Source organism: Pseudoalteromonas sp. SWYJZ12 (assembly GCF_015864395.1).
In the GTDB taxonomy this organism is placed as follows: Bacteria; Pseudomonadota; Gammaproteobacteria; order Enterobacterales; family Alteromonadaceae; genus Pseudoalteromonas; species Pseudoalteromonas arctica.
Map to the genome: position 1 here is coordinate 303,723 of NZ_JADYXH010000002.1, position 18,710 is coordinate 322,432.

Here is an 18,710-nt window from a genome sequence, read left to right on the forward strand (position 1 = left end):
ATAAAGAGGAATAGGGAACTATGCGCCTAAACGGTGTGCAAAGACTATTAGAAACAGGGCTGATTATCAGCACCTTTACGGCAATATTTATTTTATGTGCCTTGATCAGCTTTGATCCAGCAGATGCTGCATGGTCGCAAACTAGTTTTAGCGAAGTAAGCAACATCACAGGAGCAGCCGGTGCATGGATAGCCGACATTTTATTACTCACCTTTGGTTGGTTGGCTTACTTAGTGCCAGCGGCCATCCAGCTATTTGGCTACTTGCTATTTAAACAACCTCACCGCATTTTACAGCTTGATTACACCACCTTAGCGCTGCGTGTTATTGGTTTTGCTTTATTTATTACCTCAGCTACCGCTATTAGTAGTATCAATTTTGACGATATTTATAACTTTTCCTCTGGTGGGGTAGTGGGCGATGTTATTGCATCAGCCATGATGCCTGCGTTTAACTTTACCGGTACATCTATATTATTGCTGTGTTTCTTTTTTGCCGGGCTTACCTTATTAACGGGTGTATCGTGGGTTGATTTTGTAGATTACCTTGGCGATTTAATGGTTAGGTTTTACCGCTTTATTGTATCGTACGCAAAAGGTTGGATGCACCGAGAACACGCTGCGGGCAAAGCAAATAATCACGATGAAGTAGACGCCCATTTTGAAGACGATATAAAAGAGCAAATAGAGCTGCCTACATCAGCTAAAAAAGCAGAGAAACAAAAAGCAATTAATAAACCGCAAACGCCATTTAACGAGCCACAAATTAGTGACGAGTTTATGCCGTTTGACGAGCTTGACGACATACTCGATCAAGAAATTGGCTTTAGCGCCATAGACGACGAACCAATGGACACGGCCGCTGCATTAAACGCGCTTGACCAAAGCCCAGTTGTAGAGCCAGAAAAACCAGTTACAACAGTGGTATCACCAGCCAGACCAATGCCTAAATCAAAAGCGCAATATCAACCACCGCCAACGGCTAAAGAAAAGTTTGAGCAATTATTAACGCAAGAACCACCACCGGGGCCATTACCGTCGCTCGATTTACTCGACAGACCGGACAAAGCTAAAAACCCAATTTCGCAAGAAGAGCTCGATACAGTATCGCGCCTAGTAGAGACAAAACTACTGGACTTTAACGTACAAGCTAAAGTTGTAGCGGTATACCCAGGCCCTGTTGTTACACGCTTTGAGCTAGATTTAGCGCCAGGTATTAAAGTGTCAAAAATTACAGGTTTAGCAAAAGATTTAGCCCGTTCGCTTTCGGCAATTAGTGTGCGTGTTGTAGAAGTTATACCGGGTAAAACATATGTTGGTATTGAGCTTCCTAATAAACACCGCGAAATAGTACGTTTGTCAGAAGTAATAAACGCGCCTAAATTTGAGCAAAATCCATCGCCACTTACCATGGTGCTTGGTAAAGACATTGCTGGTCAGCCGGTATGTGCTGATTTAGGTAAAATGCCACATTTATTGGTAGCCGGTACAACTGGTTCAGGTAAATCAGTGGGCGTTAATGTCATGATAGTAAGCTTACTTTACAAATCGGGCCCTGACGATGTACGTATGATCATGATTGACCCTAAAATGCTTGAGCTATCAGTATACGAAGGTATTCCGCATTTATTGTGTGAAGTAGTCACCGACATGAAAGAAGCCGCTAACGCACTGCGTTGGTGTGTGGGCGAAATGGAACGTCGTTATAAATTAATGTCAGCATTAGGTGTGCGTAACTTAAAAGGTTACAACCAAAAAGTGCTTGAAGCCAATGAAGCGGGTTACCCAATTCTTGATCCATTATTTAAAGACACCGATGGCATGAAAGAAGGCCCGGAAGAACTTGGTAAGTTACCAAGTATTGTTGTAGTAATTGACGAGTTTGCCGACATGATGATGATTGTTGGTAAAAAAGTAGAAGAGCTGATTGCCCGCATAGCCCAAAAAGCACGTGCGGCAGGTATTCATTTAATACTGGCAACGCAGCGCCCTTCGGTAGATGTAATAACCGGTTTAATTAAAGCAAATATACCAACACGTATGGCGTTTCAGGTGTCTAGCAAAATAGACTCGCGTACCATACTTGACCAACAAGGCGCAGAAAACTTACTGGGTATGGGCGATATGCTTTATTTACCACCAGGCACTAGTGTACCAGAGCGTGTACATGGCGCGTTTGTAGACGACCATGAAGTACATGCCGTTGTAAACGATTGGAAAGCGCGTGCTAAGCCAAATTACGTTGATGAAATACTCAATGGTGATGCCAGTGAAGATATTTTATTGCCAGGTGAAGCAAGCGAAAATGCAGACGAAGAGAACGATCCGTTATACGACGAAGCCGTATCGTTTGTAATTGAAACCGGCAAGGTATCAGTATCGTCAGTGCAACGTAAACTGCGTGTTGGCTATAACCGCGCAGCACGTTTAGTAGAACAAATGGAAACATCGGGTATCGTGAGTTCACCAGGTCATAACGGCGCTCGCGATGTATTAGTACCTAATGGAGCAAATTAATGAAAAAATTTAACGCCTTATTATTAGTGTTAGGCAGCGTACTTGCCGCACCAAGCTTTGCTGATGACAGCCAAGCATTACAAGACAGACTTGCTACTTTAAAAAGCTTTAAAGCGCAGTTTGCACAAAAAGTAACAGACAAAGAAGGCCAAGCTGTTATGCAAGGCGAGGGCACAATAGCGCTTCAACAGCCTATGATGATTCGCTGGCAGCAAACAAACCCAGACGATACATTATTTGTATCAAACGGCGATAAAACCTATTACTTCGACAGCTTTGCTGAGCAAGTAACAATTATGAAAACCAGCAGCCTAATCGACTCAACACCATTTGTGCTACTTACATCAAAAGACCCAGCACAGTGGGAAAAATACAGCGTACTTGCAACAAATACAGGCTTTAGTGTAACGCCAAATAAAGGCGTAGAAAGCCAAGTAGAACAACTTGATATAGCGTTTGCGGGTAACGAGCAAGGCCTTGCTAAACTAGTCGTTACCGACAACTCAGGGCAGCTATCGTCATTTACGTTTAACAATGCCCAAGTTAATACGCCGCTTGATAAAAGCACTTTTGAATTTACGCCTCCTGAAGGTGTTGAAATAGACGATCAGAGTAACGGTGAGTAATTTAGGATTTAATTTTGGGCCCGATGTACGGCCACTTGCTGCGCGTATGCGCCCCACAACGCTTGACGAGTACATTGGTCAGCAACACTTATTAAGTACTGATAAACCACTGCATCAAGCCATTGTCGCGGGGCGATGCCATAGTTTAATTTTATGGGGCCCGCCGGGTGTAGGTAAAACAACACTTGCGCAAATAATTGCCAACCATGCTGATGCCTCACTTATTCAAATGTCGGCGGTAACCGCAGGCGTAAAAGATATACGTGACAGCGTAACGCAAGCGCGCGATAACCTAGAAAGCCGTGGCCAACGCACCCTTATGTTTGTTGACGAGGTTCATCGCTTTAATAAGTCTCAGCAAGATGCGTTTTTACCGCACATAGAAGACGGCACCTTTATATTTGTAGGTGCAACCACCGAAAACCCATCGTTTGCCCTTAATAACGCTATATTGTCGCGTGCACGCGTGTATGTTTTAAAATCGCTTGCCGATACCGACTTATATACCGTAATAGAACGTGCACTTAAACAAGACGAGCAGCTAAGCCAAAAGCATATTACTATTGCCGACAACGCTAAAAAGGCACTATGCCAAGCAAGTGGCGGCGATGCGCGTAAAGTACTTAATTTACTTGAACAAGCGGTTGATTTAACAACCGAGCAAAACGGTCAATACAACGTAGACGAGCACGTACTTAGCCAAGTTTTACCTACTCATTTAGCTAAATACGATAAAGGCGGCGATGAATTTTACGATTTAATATCAGCCTTTCATAAATCAGTACGTGGTAGCTCTCCCGATGGTGCGCTGTATTGGTATTGCCGAATTTTAGCCGGTGGTGGCGACCCTTTGTATGTAGCAAGGCGTTTACTTGCCATTGCTACAGAGGATATAGGTAACGCCGATCCGCGCGCGATGGAAGTGGCCTTAAATGCGTGGGATATATTTCAGCGAGTAGGCCCTGGCGAAGGCGAACGTGCAATTGCACAAGCCACATTGTATTTAGCCAGTGCACCCAAAAGTAATGCGGTGTATATGGCGTTTAATCAAGCCAAAGCAGACGCTCAAAACGAGCCAAGTTACCCAGTGCCAGAGCATTTACGTAATGCCCCAACTAATTTAATGAAAGACTTAGGGTATGGCGCTGAGTACCGTTATGCGCATAATGAAGAAGGCGCATTTGCCGCAGGTGAAAAATATTTACCACCAGAAATGGACGGTAAAGAATATTACTTACCGAGCGAGCGCGGACTTGAACAAAAAATTAAACAAAAACTCGATTACCTAAAAGAGCGCGATGCGCAAAGCCCACTTAAACGATACGAAAATGATTAAACTTTATATGATGATCGCCCTTGGCGGAGCCTCAGGTGCGTGTTTACGGTTTTTTATTAGCGAAAGCATGCTAAAACTCCTCGGTAGGGGATTCCCTTTTGGCACGTTGACGGTTAATATTCTGGGTTCATTGTTAATGGGCATTTTGTACGGTTTGATAGATAAAGAAATTATCACCGCAAGCCCCGCTAAAACCCTTATCGGTATTGGCTTTTTAGGTGCATTAACCACCTTTTCAACATTCTCAATGGACTCGTTGTTGTTATTACAACAAGGTCACTTTATTAAAATGGCCCTCAATATCATCTTAAACGTGATGGTGTGTATTTTTATGGCTTGGCTGGGCCTTCAGCTAGTAATGCAAAAAGGTTAAAAAACTAACATGTTAGATTCTAAATTTTTACGTCAAGACATCGAACAAACTGCAGCACGTTTAGCAGCTCGCGGTTACGAACTCGATGTAGCGACGGTAACGGCACTTGAAGAAAAACGCAAAACATTACAAGTAAAAACGCAAGAACTTCAAAGTCAACGTAATGCAAGCGCAAAAGCAATTGGTCAAGCCAAAGCAAAAGGCGAAGACGCACAGCCATTACTTGATGCAGTGGCTAACTTAGGCAGTGAGCTAGACGCCGCTAAAACAGAGCAAGATGAAGTATTAGCAGCGATTAACGACATTGCTTTAGCAATTCCAAACTTGCCAGACGAGTCAGTACCTGCAGGTAAAGACGAAGACGACAACGTTGAAATTTTAACGTGGGGCACACCTAAAAAATTCGATTTTGAAGTTAAAGACCACGTAGATGTAGGCCAAGACCTAAACGGTTTAGACTTTGAAATGGGCGTTAAAATTAGTGGCGCACGCTTTACCGTAATGCGCGGCCAAGTTGCGCGTATGCACCGTGCACTAACGCAATTTATGCTAGATACACACGCTGATAAAAACGGCTACACAGAAATGTATGTACCGTACCTAGTAAATAGCGCAAGCCTTTATGGCACCAGCCAATTACCTAAATTTGCAGGCGATTTATTCCACACATTAGGCCTTGTAAATGACGACGGCGAACAACAAGCCGGCTTTAGCTTAATTCCTACAGCTGAAGTACCGCTTACAAACAGCGCACGCGACGAAATTTACGACGAAAGCGATTTACCAATTCGCTTAGTTGCCCACACTCCGTGTTTCAGAAGTGAAGCAGGCAGCTATGGTCGCGATACACGTGGCTTAATTCGTCAGCATCAGTTTGATAAAGTTGAACTTGTACAACTTGTAAAACCAGAAGACTCAATGGCAACGCTTGAAGAGTTAACCGGTCACGCAGAGCAAATACTACAAGCATTAGAACTTCCGTATCGTAAAGTAATTTTATGTATGGGCGACATGGGCTTTGGTTCAGCTAAAACATATGATTTAGAAGTATGGTTACCTGCGCAAGATACATACCGCGAAATTTCATCATGTTCAAACATGGCTGACTTTCAGGCGCGTAGAATGCAAGCACGTTTTCGTCGTGAAGGTGTTAAAAAGCCAGAGTTACTACATACACTAAATGGTTCAGGCTTAGCCGTTGGCCGTACACTAGTAGCCATACTAGAAAACTACCAACAAGCCGATGGCACAGTAGTAGTACCAGAAGTATTACGCCCATACATGGGTGGACTTGAAGTGATTGGTAAACAATAAAAATCAAGTTTAAGTTAAGCAAGCTTTAAGCTTGTAAATCTTAAGACGAAAGCCGCTGTTTGCAATGAACAGCGGCTTTTTTGTTTTAGGTTAAAGGCAAAAGCTTAGAGAAAAATTTAAGTTATCTTATTAATAATATCGCTTACACCTATTTTTATAGCTCATTACTTTTTTGTCCGATATTACTGATCTCTACCATTTTGGGGTATTTCTACATCAAGGAAACTTAAATATCGGCTAACTAGTTGTTTACAAGTCCTTATTAGCTGGTTAAATTAGAACCTTTGTAATATTTGGACATTTGTCGGTTTATAAAGCGACAAATGTCGGATACAAAGTTGTTAGTTTTAAAAGGATGTTCATGCGTAAATATATAGTTTTGTTTTTCTGTTTAATTTCTAATTATGTATTTGCATCATTTCCACTGGAAGTCTCTGATGAAGCATTAATTAAAAAAACTGATCATGTTTTAATCGGGCGTGTAGTCGGTGTGGATATGGTTGATGGAAACGGCAAACAGATATATGACTTAAAAGCTAAAACAGGCCCCAAATCACCAAATAACATCAGGTTAATTTTTGCTATTGATGAGGTGTTAGAAACCAACTCAAAAAGTGTTCCTACAAAACTATTTGTTCCGTTAGACAGTTTTATGCATTTTAGTCTCGGTCAAATAAAAGAAGACTATCCAGAAGTAACAGAGCAAAGACTTTTATTATTATCTGGTAATGAGTTTAAGCCTCCAGTTGCAGGCCACTTTCAACGTAACTTACTAGACAAAGAATATTACTTGGAGTTGTTTAAAACTAACAAGTCACTCAAGCAGGACAAATAACAGTTGGTTTTTGCTCCTTCGTCGCTTATTTTAACCAACTATTATTTGCCTCTTAGTGAGGCGTTATATTCACTAAGGAAGTATCGAGTAAATGGATGAACCAGATATCAAATTAGAGCGTCCGCTTTTTTATAATTCTCCTTTTGGGCTGAGATTTGAAATCGGTCCATCAGACCAAGAAATATGGAACGATGAGAATAAAGAATTAAATAGAAAGTACTTTTCCGTAGCCTTGGAAAGGGCAATGAGTATTTTTCAAGGTGTATTCGATCCAAGTGATAACATTGAGATCGTGTATCAAATTTTTTCTGATGGTCGTCGGAAAATAAAGAAACGTAGTTTTATATTCAAACAAGTCAAATCACTTGCTAATGCCAATATTGATTTATCCGATCACAGAGATATCTATTCAGAAGATTTAGATTACAAATGTGAATGTTGGAAACGAGTTACCATTTCAGGTATTACGGCTTCTGAATTAGATACTGTTCAACTATTTAAAGCTGCAATTAATACCGATTTTCCTAGCTTACAGCCTCAGTTTAATGGTGAGTGTTACCTCATAAATAGAACAAAGCAGCTTGTATTAAATCTTTATGATGATCGCGGTATGGATATAGTTTCGAATAACAAAGAATCGTTAAATGGTTTGTATAAAAGTCATAATAAGTTGATTCTTGACTATGACCGAGAACATATTGATAAAGTGTTTTCGTGAATATAACAAGTCACTTAAAAGGACAAATAACAGTTGGTTTTTGCTCCTTCGTCGCTTATTTTAACCAACTATTATTTGCCTCTTAGTGAGGCGTTAGTTGCCTTAGGAGTCACAGTTGAATTTTGATGATTTGAAATCGATTATCGATACTGAAAATGACCAAGAATTAAAGCTTACTTCTAATTTTTTGGAAATCACTAAAAACTCCAATTCAGAATTGAAGCCTTGGTTATCTGAAGATCAATTTAATCAGGTTTTCTCAAACCTATTAGAGTATCAAAATAACGATACTGTGTTTGTCTTTGAGTCTTTCGAACGCATATACAAAGATTCAGGTTTAACTAAAAGGTTAACTGAACAGCTAGATTTAAACTGGGCTAACTTTAATGCTTTTCAAAGCGATACCGAAATTCTTTATTTCTATATGGTGCCAAAAAGTTTAAATTGGGTTTTATATGCAAACAGAGACTTTTGGCAGTTTGCAAAAGGCAACTAACAAGTTACTCAAACGGACGCTAAACAGTTGGCTAGCTTCGTTCCTCGCAATTTTAGCCAACAATTTCGCGCCGCTTAGTAAGGCGTTATGCGTAAATCATTTATTCACTATATATGGAAAGTGTATGTCTAAATTTGAAGTGACCAAGGATGAGGATAATCAGCAACCGATCCCTTCTGTTTGGCGTCCAATATTTTATAATATTGTAAAATCATTCGTAGAGCGTGATTATAAAGTCAGTGGGGGCTTAGAATTTGTAACTCCTATTTCTAGTGAAACCGCGAGTCAAATTGAAGAGTATATTGAGGATTACGGTGAGCAATTAATTATGCTTGCAGATGAAACATGGGATTCTTCTATTTGTATCTGGATGGGTAATCGCTGGGATGTCTTAATCGATTTGTGGACTGAGTCTGAAGGTAGAAGTGATTTAGTCCTGAGCGCACAAGTTACTGAATCAGGTAATGGTTTTCTTGTTAATGTTGATATGGTTTGTGTTCCGTAAATACGCATAACAAGGCATTTAAACGGAACTAAAACAGTGGGTTAGGTTTCGCTTCGTTCCACATTATAACCCACGATTTTAGTCCGCTTAACGCGGCGTTATATTTTATGGAGAGTCTGTGAGTATTTGTCTAACTATTTCAAAAATTGACTGGGCAATAACTAAGGATGTGTTTACGATTATTGGAACAATCTCAGCGATTCTTATTGGTGCAATCGGATTAACCACTTGGCGCAGACAATTGAAAGGCACAAGTGAATATGAAGTAGCTAAAAAAGCGATATTACTTACATATGAAATTGAGCAAGCCATCCAAGGTGTACGAAATCCCATGTTACACCTTCCAAAAGACGAAGTTGAGTCTGGTCGTCGTCTAGAAGCCGAACAACAAATATATGCAGATCGCTTCGTCATTTTAGAAAATAAATGGGCTGAATTACAAACTATAAAACTTGAATCTAAGGTTATTTGGGATAACGCCGCAGCTGAAAGTTTTAATGAAATCAGAGATATTATTGGAAAATTAAGAGGTGGTATTTGGCTTCACTTCTGGATGAAGGGTGCATATGCCGGCCCAGGTGCCACCGTGGATAATAGTGCTGAACGTAGAATAGAAAATGATAAAATCGTGTACTACACCTCTGAAGATGATGAATTTACATTAAAAATAAAACATGCTGTAGAGCATGTTGAGAATTTTTTTAAAGACAAAGTACGCAGCAAATAAAGGAGTAATTTATGGCGACTTGGGACACTACAAAATACGTACAAGAGTGTGATAAGTGTGGCAAAAAATATAATGTAACTAAATACGAGCAACCAGTGAGAGAGAAAGGCCGCTTTAATTGCAAATGCGGCAATGAGCTTGAGCGTTGGAATGGTGGTGTGGATTACACATTCACTGAAGCAGAGTAATAAAAAATATAACAAGTTGCTTAAACGGAAAAATAACAGTTGGCCATCGCTTCGCGATTATAGCCAACCATTATTTTCCGCTTAGCAAGGCGTTATGTTTACAGGGAAGGTTCTGTGGTTCTGTTTAATTCTGATATCGTTGAAATATTAAAAAAAGCTCTCAATGAGCTGTATATTGATTCAACTTTAATATCTTCTTACGGTATAGGGTTTCAATTCTGCGATGTAAATATACATTGTAATGAGCGCGTTATTGCTCGTATCAATGGAGATATCTACGAATGGGATGATGCTCCTAATAGTGCGCCATGGGGTAACTTGGTTAGGCAACAATTTTCAGATGTTTGCTTATCCGCGCCTAATTTAATTAAAATTACTCTGCAATCTGGCGACTATATTGAAATTGAAACAGTAGAAAGCCAATATGAGTCAGTCATTATTAACTTTCCCTCAAAAAATAATGAAATAGCAATGGAAACATTCTAGCTAATGTAAACATAACAAGTCGTTAAAGCAGGACAAATAACAGTTGGCTTTTGCTCCTGCGTCGCTTATTTTAGCCAACATATTATTTGCCTCTTAACGAGGCGTTACGAGGGAAGTCCGTGCGTAAATTCATAAATTTAAGTAAAAATAGGCAGGTTAAATTAGATAAAAAATTTCCTGATCTATTTAAAATTTATTGTGTGGAAGACACTCCTCATTATAAGAGGGTCGCAATAACGGTATTTGACCATTGGTTAACTCTTGAAGAGTTTCAAAATGATTTTCCTGATAAAAATGAGCGGTTATCCCGAAACAAGTCACTGCATGATTTCGCAAAGGTTATGTCTAAAAACACTGAAATATTGAATTTTAAATTTAAAGGTAAATGGGAGCGTTGTTACCCGTCCTTTAGAGAATTCAGCTCTCAAGAATCTATGGATAATTATTTGCATCCTGCCGGTGATAATGACTCATCCGATAAATTTTGCAGATTAGTTTTACCGGAGTTTTCGGCTGTTTATTTTGAAAGTTGGGATTATACGAATATATTTTACATTCAAGATGATAAAGTTATACCGGAAATTAAAAAGTGGGCTAGTGAATCAGGCGTTTATTGCTTGGAGTATTAGTAACTTAGCAAGCTGTTCAAGCGGGACAAATTACAGTTGGCTGGTTCCGCTACGCTTCACATTTTAGCCAACTACAATTTGCCCCTTAACAACGAGAATTAGGATGCCACCCATCCTAATTATTACAAAAAAAGCCAACAAAAACAGCATGAAGAGTGAATTATTATAAATAATGAATCACCCAAAAAGCTGAGCTATGTAGACAAAATGAAAGTAAAAATAGACAGCCCCATAGGTCGACGACAGCTGTTTATTAAAGAATGGCAAACGGCTCGGCTGTATCGAACCGGCTTTCCTTTAAATAAAAAGCGGAACATTACAGTGAACAAAGACATGAATAAACTGACCTTATGGGGTCAAACGAAAGTGAATACCTTTGGTTTACGGTGGGGCAACTGTATTGCCTTGTTCATAATATAGAAAAGCTGCAAAACACGATGCATTAAGAAGGGTAAGCCCTCTTACTCTAAATAAAAGCCACTCAAACACCCGTAATCCCTTCCAAAACGCCAATTAAAACAATATCAAACACTTCTATATTCTGCGTAAAAATACAGTAATCAATTGAACCAAAATAGGAACTCAGCTATGGTTTGTTTATCAATAAAAACAAATTTAAAAACGAGTTAATCTACAGGCTCGTTATATGCCTAGAGGTAGTTGGAGAGTAGTATGTTCATATATACAAGGAAGCAGCTTGATGATTCTAAAGTTACCATAGTGTTTAGCCCAAACTTTAAGTGGCTTTCTTTATTTTTTGCTTCCTCAGCGATATTTTTTTCATACTTTAATTATTACAGTATCGCAGTATTATTTTTTTGTTGCTTTAGTCTCTGGATATTTTTATTTTTGATGAAAACAAAGAGTGTTCGAAGAGAAATTAAAGAGTTTACAGTTTTAGATAAAGTTGAAACTTCGGGTTCCAATTGGAATTATAAAAATCCAATTACTTATACTATAAAGTGTTAGGGGATTGGCATATAACAAGCCCATCAAGCTGATTCGCAACGCTGTTGCAAAGAACAAAGGCGCAACAAATTGTGCCAGCACAGCTCACGGCTTATGGGAGCGTTAGCTGTATTGTCGTACTCTTGTGATTATATAATGTTACAGATTTGCCGTTGCTCAAAAAATGTTCTGCACATATATTTAATTGGTACTTAATTGTTTTAATAAGAGGGATTTATGAAAATATTACACAAATGGATAATTTTGGCGGGTTTATTATTAGCCGCTCTTATTTCGTATGGCTACGGATTTTATCAAGGCATAGTTATCTTTATTGTTTTAGGTGTGGCTTTGGAACTTACATTTTGGTTTGGTGTTTTTGGTAAAAAGCAGCAATGTAACGAACACCCCCGCAACTAATCTACAGCTAACAACACGCCCTGAGGTGGACAGCAAGCGTTAAAGCTCACTTTCCACCGCAAATTTTAACAGCGGTTAAGTAAGTTGATTCATCGTAGGGCGTATGTGTTTTCCAGCACCTAAATAGTATTCGTGTCCACTTAAACGTCAATGATTTGATGATGGTATTATGAGGTTTTCCTTTGGCCATTAGCTTTATTGTTGGTTATTTCATGTAAATTAATTCGGTATCACCAACATAAGCTTTGAATCTTCCCCATCGGTTAATATAGCTATATTTTCCTCAGTTGTTACAAACATATCTCTTAATCGCCCTGCGACCTCAGGAAATACGTGAGACTGCGTAAATTAACCATTAGCCAGATTAATTTACAATTGGAGTGGCTGTCTAGTTTAATGCGAGCTTTGATATCACGCGTAAACACTCAACAATCGATTGTACCCTGGTAGAAACCCGGCTATGGTTTGTTTATCAAGATAAATAAACCAGCTAATTTACAGGTTCGTTATGTCTCACGGAGGTTTTATCGCTCTATGAATGTTTTTCTAATAATTGCAGGCACATTAAGTGCTGTTGTAGCAACTTTGCATTTGGGTTGTATCTATTTTGGAGGTTCTTGGTATCGGTTCTTCGGTGCAGGAGTACAATTGGAGTGGCTGTCTAATTTAATACTAGATTAGTTTACAATTGGAGTGGCTGTCTAATTTAATACTAGATTAGTTTACAATTGGAGTGGCTGTCTAATTTAATAGCCGCAAAACACGATCCATTAAGAAGGGGAAGCACTCTTAACCTAAAATAAAAGCCACTCAAACACCCGTAATCCCTTCCAAAACGCCAATTAAAACAATATCAAACACGTATTTATATGCTGCGTAAAAATACAGTAATCGATTGAACCAAAATAGGAACTCAGCTATGGTTTGTTTATCAATAAAAACAAATAAAAAACGAGTTAATCTACAGGCTCGTTATAAGGCATAATCGAGGTTATAGTGAATCCAGATGTTGCAAAAAAACTATCATTAATTTTAGAAAAAACAACTAAAGAAAGTAATGATTTTCATCTTGTAAATTCGATCGAACAGGGCGTTATCGAAGGTTTTCATACTTTTTCGAATGGTATGAATTCATTTGGTGGTTTTTTAATAAGTAATGGAAGTGAAACGCTCTGGGTTCTAATTATTGATTGGAAGGGTGATAATAATTATTACCTTGTTTTATATCCAGAAAATAATAATCTACCTCCCCTAGCTGAGCTTCATAAAGAAACCACATCACAAGATGGTACTGATTTGACTTGGAGTTATATTCCAAGGAAAAAAGACAAGAAGAATGAAATACGTAAAGAGTTATTTCAAAATGTTTTTGGGGCGCTTAAAGCCGTAGTATCACTTCCAAATGATGACGTGACGTTAGATGATACTCTCAACGACCTATTTCATATTGCTGCTTGTAGAGTTCTTGCTGATAATTTAGAAGAGAACTTGAATTCATTAACACCAGTGTCATTTTCTGAAGGTAAAAGGCTAGAAAAGAAGCATTATTCCAGAGAGCGTTCTCAGGCATTGGTAAATCGGGCTAAAAAAATTCACGCAAAGAAGCACAAGGGTGAATTACCCTGTGAAGTTTGTGAGTTTGATTTTAAGAAAAAATATGGTGAAAAAGGAGCTTTGTATATTGAAGCTCACCACAAGGTACCTTTGAATGAGCTGGATGAAAATGAATCTAGAGAAACTCTAGTTGAAGATCTTGCCATGGTGTGTGCTAATTGCCATAGAATGTTACATCGTAGCCCTTATCAAACTATCAAAGAGTTGAAACACTGCTTAAATGCCTTTTAACAGCAAGCGCTGAAGCTCACTTTCCACCACAAATTTTAATAGCGATGATCCCTTACTTTTCAATACAGTTAAGTAAGTTGGTTGATCGTAAGGCATATGTGTTTTCCAGCACCTAAATAGTATTCGTATCCACTTAAATGCGAGCTTTGATATCACGCGTAAACATTCAACAATCGATTGTACCCAGGTAGAAACCCGGCTATGGTTTGTTATCAAGATAAATAAACCAGCTAATTTACAGGTTCGTTATGTCTCACGGAGGTTTTATCGCTCTATGAATGTTTTTCTAATAATTGCAGGTACATTAAGTGCTGTTGTAGCAACTTTGCATTTGGGTTGTATCTATTTTGGAGGTTCTTGGTATCGGTTCTTCGGTGCAGGAGATCAAATGGCATTACTTTCTGAGCAAGGAAGTATTAAACCAACTCTTATTACTAGTGTAATTGTTCTGATTCTATCAACTTGGTCATTGTATGCATTTTCAGCCGCAGGTGTTATTTTTAAACTTCCATTCATCCGCCTAGCTCTTGTATTAATAACTTTTATTTATTTAGCCCGCGGTGTTGCTGGATTCTTTCTAATAAATAACCCTATGGGGCGTTCGCCTGAATTTTGGGTTTGGAGTTCTATTATTTGTTTCTCTTTTGGTATTGTTCACCTTGTTGGTTTAAAACAACAATGGGCAAGCTTGTGAGTAAAGTGTAATCTAATAAAGAATCAAACAAGGGCTATTACAATTGGCTTTTGGTAAAGCATTATATTTATAGTTAACTACTTCTCGCCAATAATTGACGGAACAAGGAATATTAAAATGGATAAAATGTCAGTTCACATAACCTCTAAACCTTTAGAAACTTACCCGCAAAAACAAATTTTAAAGGTGGTAGCTGATGAAGTAACCGAAAAAGCGACTGTGCACAAAGCAGCGGTTCAAAGTGACCAAGTGGATATATCTGAAGAAGGAAAAGAAAAAAGTCTGGAAGATCAAAATCGTGAAGCGTTACGTAAATTATCAGGCAATGAAGATGCAAGTCAGGCATCACAATCAGAAGGTGACCCAATTGATGAACAGATTGCTGAAATACAAGAAAAGATAGAAAAACTACTACAGGAAACTGTATTATTACGCAGTAAAGATGATGAAAAGTCGCAGGCTAAAGTGAAGGTGCTAGAAGCAGAAATTACCGGGCTTAACACTCAACTTATTGAATTATTGAGACAGCAATTAGAATCGGGTAAATAACAAGCACAGTAAGTATATGCAAAGGTAATTGGAGACAAGAACGTTATTAATAACATAATAAAGACGCTCACTTTAATCTTAAAACTAAAGGGGTTAACCCCTAATCTTACTGAGCAAATTACTTAATTAACCAAAGTGGCTTATTTAAAGCCGCTACTTACTTTTAAAGCGCAGCGGCTTTTATTTGCTTTATGAATTAGTTTGCTGTCATCAACATTAGCTTTGCCTCTTTACCGTCAGTTAATACCGCGACGTTACCTTTATCAGTTATAAACACATCTCTTAACCTGCCTGCAGCCTTAGGAAATACGTGAGACTGCGTAAATTCACCACTTACCAGATTAACGCTGTAGAGCTTTTTATCAACGAGCGTGGTAATGAGCACATGTTGTTGTAATGAAGGAAAAGCTGCATGTTTAGAGCCGTAATACGCCATGCCTGATGGCGCTATTGATGGCGTCCAATTAACACTTGGTTTTTGCATGCCTTTATATTCGGTAAATGGTGAAATACGCGCTTGCGAGTAATCTTTGCCATAGGTGATTACCGGCCAGCCGTAATTAGTCCCAGCGGTTAAGTAGTTTAGCTCGTCACCGCCTGCGGGGCCGTGCTCGTGGCTAACAATTTGCTGCGTATCGTAATCATAAACTAAGCCTTGAGGGTTACGATGACCAAGTGAGTAAACAGCATGTGCATTTAGGTTTTTGTGATTAATAAATGGGTTATCTGTTGGAATGGTGCCATCTAGATTTATACGTAATATTTTGCCAAGTTGGCTGGTGATAACTTGTGCTTGCTCTCTAAAGTCAAACCCATCGCCCGTTGAAACTAATAACGTATTGTCGGGTAGTACAAGGGCGCGTCCTGCGTAATGTTGCGGTGTGTTTTTATCAGTCGCTACTTTATAAATAATGTTAGGTTTTGAAAAGTCAGTGCCATTAAACGTGGCTTTGGCAACAACAAGCCTGTTTGCGCTTGCACCACCTTGGGCATAAGTAAAAATAATTTCTTTTGAGTCGTTATAATCTGGCGATAACACAATGTCGAGTAAACCACCTTGGCCTGCTACGTATAAACCTGTTAGGTTTAATTTTACTCTTGATTGCGCATTGTTTTTAACTATAACTACGTGGCCATCACGCTCTGTAATTAACCATGTGCCGTTTGGTAGTTCAACCATGCTCCACGGAGACTGTAATTGCGTAGCCAGTGCTTTTGTACTGTATTGCTCCTTTGGTAACGTAGCATCTGCATTAACAGAAAGCGAAAAAAGCGAAAGCAAAGTAAAAAAAGAGATACATTGTTTACGGAGCAAGCCTTTGCTAGCATAACTAGTATAAGAGAAAAGCTTTATTTTAAGTTGAGATAACCATGTCGTTTTTAACACGTATATTGCCTTCATTTTTAGTTTCTTGGTTACTTACATTCACACTTGCTAGCTTGTTTCATAGCCAATACGTTGTCAATCAATTAGTTAATGTAGGTGTAGTGGTGGGCTTTAGTGATCGTGCTAGTTTAACGCTTGATGATTGGTTAGGCCTATTACCTACCTACGGCGCTATTATTGCCGTAGCACTTGCCATCGCTTTTTTTGTTACCGCAAAGCTTAATAAAAAGGTTCAAAAATACAGTACTCAGCTATTTGTTATTGCTGGCATTGTGGCATTTGCTATTGTGTTAATTGCCATTGAATCAATTATGAATATTCATATTATAGCGGGCGCAAGAGGCTGGGGTTTTTATGCTCAACTGCTTGCAGGCGCGGTAGGTGGTTTTGCGTTTTCGCAATTAGTTAAGGCAACTAAAAACCAAAAATTGTGTTAGATGTTTGAATATAAATACGGCTTATACGTTATTTAGTGATTAATAAATAAAGGCCGCTGTTTATTGTAAACAGCGGCCTTTAAATATGGTTTTTAGAGTTGAATTAAAAAATTAAACTAATTAGTTTGTAGCTACTTAGCCCAAAAATTAGGATTAAAACGGGTAAGGTCACCAGGTTTAACACCAAAGAGTTAGTGTAGTTTCCCATAACCCCTTTTTGATTAACCAGCCATACAAGGTAGGTGCTAACAATAGGGAGTAATAACCCGTTAGCCGCTTGTGCGAATATAATTACCGCGACAGGGTCTAAACCGAGTGACGCCACCGCAGCACCAAACAATAAAATAACAATAGCGACGCTTTTGAAACGTGAGTTACCCATATCGTTTGACCAACCTAACATGCCACACACAGCATAAGCACCCGCAAGTGGCGCTGTAATCGCGCTTGTTAAACCTGCAGCAAATAAGCCAATAGCAAAAAAGTAATGAGCGGCATCGCCAAGCAATGGCTCTAGCTGCACGGCCATGTTAGCTGCACTAATTTGCCCCGCATCGGTGCCATAAAATGCGACTGAAGCTGTAGATAAAATAGCTAAAGTGATCACACCGCCTAAGGTGATTGATAGGCCTGTATCAACATTTGTTTGTTTAATCACTTTTTGCATATCGCTGTTACTGTCGTGTCTAGCAGCGAGTACGCCGGAGTGTAAAAATAAGTTGTATGGCACAATGGTAGTGCCTACTAATGCCAATATTGTCGTAATAGAGCCTTCAGGCATACTAGGAATAAAACCAGCAAATACATCACCCAGTGAAGGGGCTGCCATCACAAGTGTTGAGATAAACACTAAGCTCATTAAAATAACGAGTAAAATTAGCGCGTTTTCAACCACTTTATGTTTGCCGCTATACAGTAAAGCAGCACTTAAAAAAGCAATAAGTGGTGTCCATAGTTGAGGACTAACTTGAGGGAATATTTCAATTAATCCCATGCTAGCGCCACTTAAATTACCCGCTTCATAAGCTGCACTGCCCACACCAATGGCGCTAATGACTAAAAATATAGCTAAAGATTTAAATAAAGGCGTTTGAATATGTGCTCTGAGCGCTTGAGCTAAATCTTGCCCGGTAGCAACGCCAAGGCGCGCCGCCATAGATTGTAATAATATAGTGGCAACTACTGAAAACAGTAATGTCCATATAAGTGCAAAACCAAAGTTTGCACCTGCCACGCTGGCGGTAGTAATAGTCCCTGGTCCAATGAAGGCAGCGGTGACGAGTAGTCCTGGTCCTAATCGCATAATTGACCTTAATAGTGCTATTGCATGTTGCTATTTAAAGTTACATCTAACGTTTAAAACCAATATTTATACGCGATGCCTGTAGTGTTATTGCTGCCACTTTAATTAAGTGCCCTGCAGCGATTATCGCCCCTTGGCTGGTTCTTTTTTAATAAGCATATGTTATACCAACCCGCAATAATACTTAATCAATTTGAGGGATTAAATCTGACGCTAACTGCGTTAAAAATTTCTGATATACGACTGCATGGAGGTAGAGCAATGCAGGAGCAATTAGTGATAACAACTAAATAACGAAATTTTTGCCTGGTTATCGACACGATTTTCTCACCTCTGATAGATCACTTAATTAAGCGAATTGCTATTAAAAAAGGTCGA

Annotated in this window: 20 protein-coding genes and 1 pseudogene; 18 read left to right on the forward strand and 3 right to left on the reverse strand. The window is 39.0% G+C overall.

What is annotated here, in order from left to right:
* Positions 1–20: 20 nt before the first annotated feature.
* From I6F42_RS03560 to I6F42_RS03625, 14 genes are all read left to right on the forward strand, one after another.
* Entirely contained in the window at positions 21–2,516 is a 2,496-nt protein-coding gene (locus I6F42_RS03560) for a DNA translocase FtsK (RefSeq protein WP_197150932.1), read from the forward strand.
* Positions 2,516–3,142: an outer membrane lipoprotein chaperone LolA gene (gene lolA / locus I6F42_RS03565; protein WP_007582981.1), complete on the forward strand. Its 627-nt coding sequence runs from the start codon at positions 2,516–2,518 to the stop codon at positions 3,140–3,142. The genes I6F42_RS03560 and lolA overlap by 1 nt, the downstream gene beginning before the upstream one ends.
* Positions 3,135–4,478: a replication-associated recombination protein A gene (locus I6F42_RS03570; RefSeq protein ID WP_197150934.1), complete on the forward strand. Its 1,344-nt coding sequence runs from the start codon at positions 3,135–3,137 to the stop codon at positions 4,476–4,478. Before lolA ends, I6F42_RS03570 begins: the two co-directional genes overlap by 8 nt.
* Positions 4,471–4,851, forward strand: a complete 381-nt coding sequence (gene crcB / locus I6F42_RS03575) for a fluoride efflux transporter CrcB (RefSeq protein WP_021032117.1) — start codon at positions 4,471–4,473, stop codon at positions 4,849–4,851. The genes I6F42_RS03570 and crcB overlap by 8 nt, the downstream gene beginning before the upstream one ends.
* A 9-nt stretch (positions 4,852–4,860) precedes the next feature.
* Complete coding sequence (serS, locus tag I6F42_RS03580) at positions 4,861–6,165, forward strand: serine--tRNA ligase (protein ID WP_002962971.1); 1,305 nt, start codon at positions 4,861–4,863, stop codon at positions 6,163–6,165.
* 361 nt (positions 6,166–6,526) lie between these two features.
* Positions 6,527–7,000 carry a hypothetical protein gene (locus I6F42_RS03585; RefSeq protein WP_007580896.1) on the forward strand — a complete coding sequence of 158 codons (474 nt, stop codon included), beginning with the start codon at positions 6,527–6,529 and terminating at the stop codon, positions 6,998–7,000.
* Between the two features lie 91 nt (positions 7,001–7,091).
* Positions 7,092–7,718: a DUF3885 domain-containing protein gene (locus I6F42_RS03590; RefSeq protein ID WP_011328144.1), complete on the forward strand. Its 627-nt coding sequence runs from the start codon at positions 7,092–7,094 to the stop codon at positions 7,716–7,718.
* A gap of 115 nt (positions 7,719–7,833) precedes the next feature.
* Complete coding sequence (locus tag I6F42_RS03595; protein WP_197150935.1) at positions 7,834–8,214, forward strand: hypothetical protein; 381 nt, start codon at positions 7,834–7,836, stop codon at positions 8,212–8,214.
* 124 nt (positions 8,215–8,338) lie between these two features.
* Complete coding sequence (locus I6F42_RS03600) at positions 8,339–8,719, forward strand: hypothetical protein (RefSeq protein ID WP_169043750.1); 381 nt, start codon at positions 8,339–8,341, stop codon at positions 8,717–8,719.
* A gap of 118 nt (positions 8,720–8,837) precedes the next feature.
* Positions 8,838–9,446 (forward strand): hypothetical protein, encoded by a 609-nt coding sequence (locus I6F42_RS03605; RefSeq protein ID WP_231616295.1) that lies wholly within the window; start codon positions 8,838–8,840, stop codon positions 9,444–9,446.
* Positions 9,447–9,457: 11 nt separating this feature from the next.
* On the forward strand, positions 9,458–9,634 hold the full coding sequence (locus I6F42_RS03610) for a hypothetical protein (RefSeq protein ID WP_170756290.1): 177 nt from the start codon (positions 9,458–9,460) through the stop codon (positions 9,632–9,634).
* 114 nt (positions 9,635–9,748) lie between these two features.
* On the forward strand, positions 9,749–10,120 hold the full coding sequence (locus I6F42_RS03615; RefSeq protein ID WP_308807872.1) for a hypothetical protein: 372 nt from the start codon (positions 9,749–9,751) through the stop codon (positions 10,118–10,120).
* A gap of 119 nt (positions 10,121–10,239) precedes the next feature.
* Complete coding sequence (locus I6F42_RS03620; protein ID WP_169043749.1) at positions 10,240–10,749, forward strand: hypothetical protein; 510 nt, start codon at positions 10,240–10,242, stop codon at positions 10,747–10,749.
* A 1,185-nt stretch (positions 10,750–11,934) separates the two neighbouring features.
* Positions 11,935–12,117, forward strand: a complete 183-nt coding sequence (locus tag I6F42_RS03625) for a hypothetical protein (RefSeq protein WP_197150936.1) — start codon at positions 11,935–11,937, stop codon at positions 12,115–12,117.
* A 219-nt stretch (positions 12,118–12,336) separates the two neighbouring features.
* On the opposite strand, the pseudogene I6F42_RS20155 reads toward I6F42_RS03625, so the two are convergent.
* A pseudogene (locus tag I6F42_RS20155) lies at positions 12,337–12,486 on the reverse strand (PQQ-dependent sugar dehydrogenase); the annotation flags it as partial.
* 627 nt (positions 12,487–13,113) lie between these two features.
* Between I6F42_RS20155 and I6F42_RS03630 the strand changes: the two are divergent.
* From I6F42_RS03630 to I6F42_RS03640, 3 genes are all read left to right on the forward strand, one after another.
* Positions 13,114–13,962, forward strand: coding sequence for an HNH endonuclease (locus I6F42_RS03630; RefSeq protein ID WP_169043748.1), 849 nt, complete (start codon positions 13,114–13,116; stop codon positions 13,960–13,962).
* 274 nt (positions 13,963–14,236) lie between these two features.
* On the forward strand, positions 14,237–14,656 hold the full coding sequence (locus I6F42_RS03635; protein WP_197150937.1) for a hypothetical protein: 420 nt from the start codon (positions 14,237–14,239) through the stop codon (positions 14,654–14,656).
* 117 nt (positions 14,657–14,773) lie between these two features.
* Positions 14,774–15,205, forward strand: a complete 432-nt coding sequence (locus I6F42_RS03640; protein WP_197150938.1) for a hypothetical protein — start codon at positions 14,774–14,776, stop codon at positions 15,203–15,205.
* A gap of 196 nt (positions 15,206–15,401) precedes the next feature.
* On the opposite strand, the gene I6F42_RS03645 is transcribed toward I6F42_RS03640, so the two are convergent.
* On the reverse strand, positions 15,402–16,592 hold the full coding sequence (locus I6F42_RS03645) for a PQQ-dependent sugar dehydrogenase (RefSeq protein ID WP_197150939.1): 1,191 nt from the start codon (positions 16,590–16,592) through the stop codon (positions 15,402–15,404).
* Here I6F42_RS03645 and I6F42_RS03650 point away from each other — a divergent pair.
* Positions 16,577–17,029, forward strand: coding sequence for a hypothetical protein (locus I6F42_RS03650; RefSeq protein WP_197150941.1), 453 nt, complete (start codon positions 16,577–16,579; stop codon positions 17,027–17,029). The two genes, I6F42_RS03645 and I6F42_RS03650, sit on opposite strands and share 16 nt — an antisense overlap.
* Before the next feature lie 103 nt (positions 17,030–17,132).
* Here I6F42_RS03650 and I6F42_RS03655 read toward each other — a convergent pair whose 3' ends face one another.
* A complete protein-coding gene (locus I6F42_RS03655; RefSeq protein WP_197150952.1) occupies positions 17,133–18,332 on the reverse strand; it encodes an Nramp family divalent metal transporter in 1,200 nt (399 codons plus the stop codon).
* Positions 18,333–18,710 lie beyond the last annotated feature (378 nt).

What these genes read in the sequence shown, in the direction of transcription:
- I6F42_RS03600 (WP_169043750.1), top strand. Translation starts at nt 8,339, where the DNA reads ATGTCTAAATTTGAAGTGACCAAGGATGAGGATAATCAGCAACCGATC.
- I6F42_RS03635 (WP_197150937.1), top strand. Translation starts at nt 14,237, where the DNA reads ATGAATGTTTTTCTAATAATTGCAGGTACATTAAGTGCTGTTGTAGCA.
- I6F42_RS03655 (WP_197150952.1), bottom strand. Translation starts at nt 18,332, where the DNA reads ATGCGATTAGGACCAGGACTACTCGTCACCGCTGCCTTCATTGGACCA.
- serS (WP_002962971.1), top strand. Translation starts at nt 4,861, where the DNA reads ATGTTAGATTCTAAATTTTTACGTCAAGACATCGAACAAACTGCAGCA.
- I6F42_RS03650 (WP_197150941.1), top strand. Translation starts at nt 16,577, where the DNA reads ATGTCGTTTTTAACACGTATATTGCCTTCATTTTTAGTTTCTTGGTTA.
- I6F42_RS03585 (WP_007580896.1), top strand. Translation starts at nt 6,527, where the DNA reads ATGCGTAAATATATAGTTTTGTTTTTCTGTTTAATTTCTAATTATGTA.
- crcB (WP_021032117.1), top strand. Translation starts at nt 4,471, where the DNA reads ATGATTAAACTTTATATGATGATCGCCCTTGGCGGAGCCTCAGGTGCG.
- I6F42_RS03590 (WP_011328144.1), top strand. Translation starts at nt 7,092, where the DNA reads ATGGATGAACCAGATATCAAATTAGAGCGTCCGCTTTTTTATAATTCT.
- lolA (WP_007582981.1), top strand. Translation starts at nt 2,516, where the DNA reads ATGAAAAAATTTAACGCCTTATTATTAGTGTTAGGCAGCGTACTTGCC.
- I6F42_RS03610 (WP_170756290.1), top strand. Translation starts at nt 9,458, where the DNA reads ATGGCGACTTGGGACACTACAAAATACGTACAAGAGTGTGATAAGTGT.
- I6F42_RS03625 (WP_197150936.1), top strand. Translation starts at nt 11,935, where the DNA reads ATGAAAATATTACACAAATGGATAATTTTGGCGGGTTTATTATTAGCC.
- I6F42_RS03640 (WP_197150938.1), top strand. Translation starts at nt 14,774, where the DNA reads ATGGATAAAATGTCAGTTCACATAACCTCTAAACCTTTAGAAACTTAC.
- I6F42_RS03560 (WP_197150932.1), top strand. Translation starts at nt 21, where the DNA reads ATGCGCCTAAACGGTGTGCAAAGACTATTAGAAACAGGGCTGATTATC.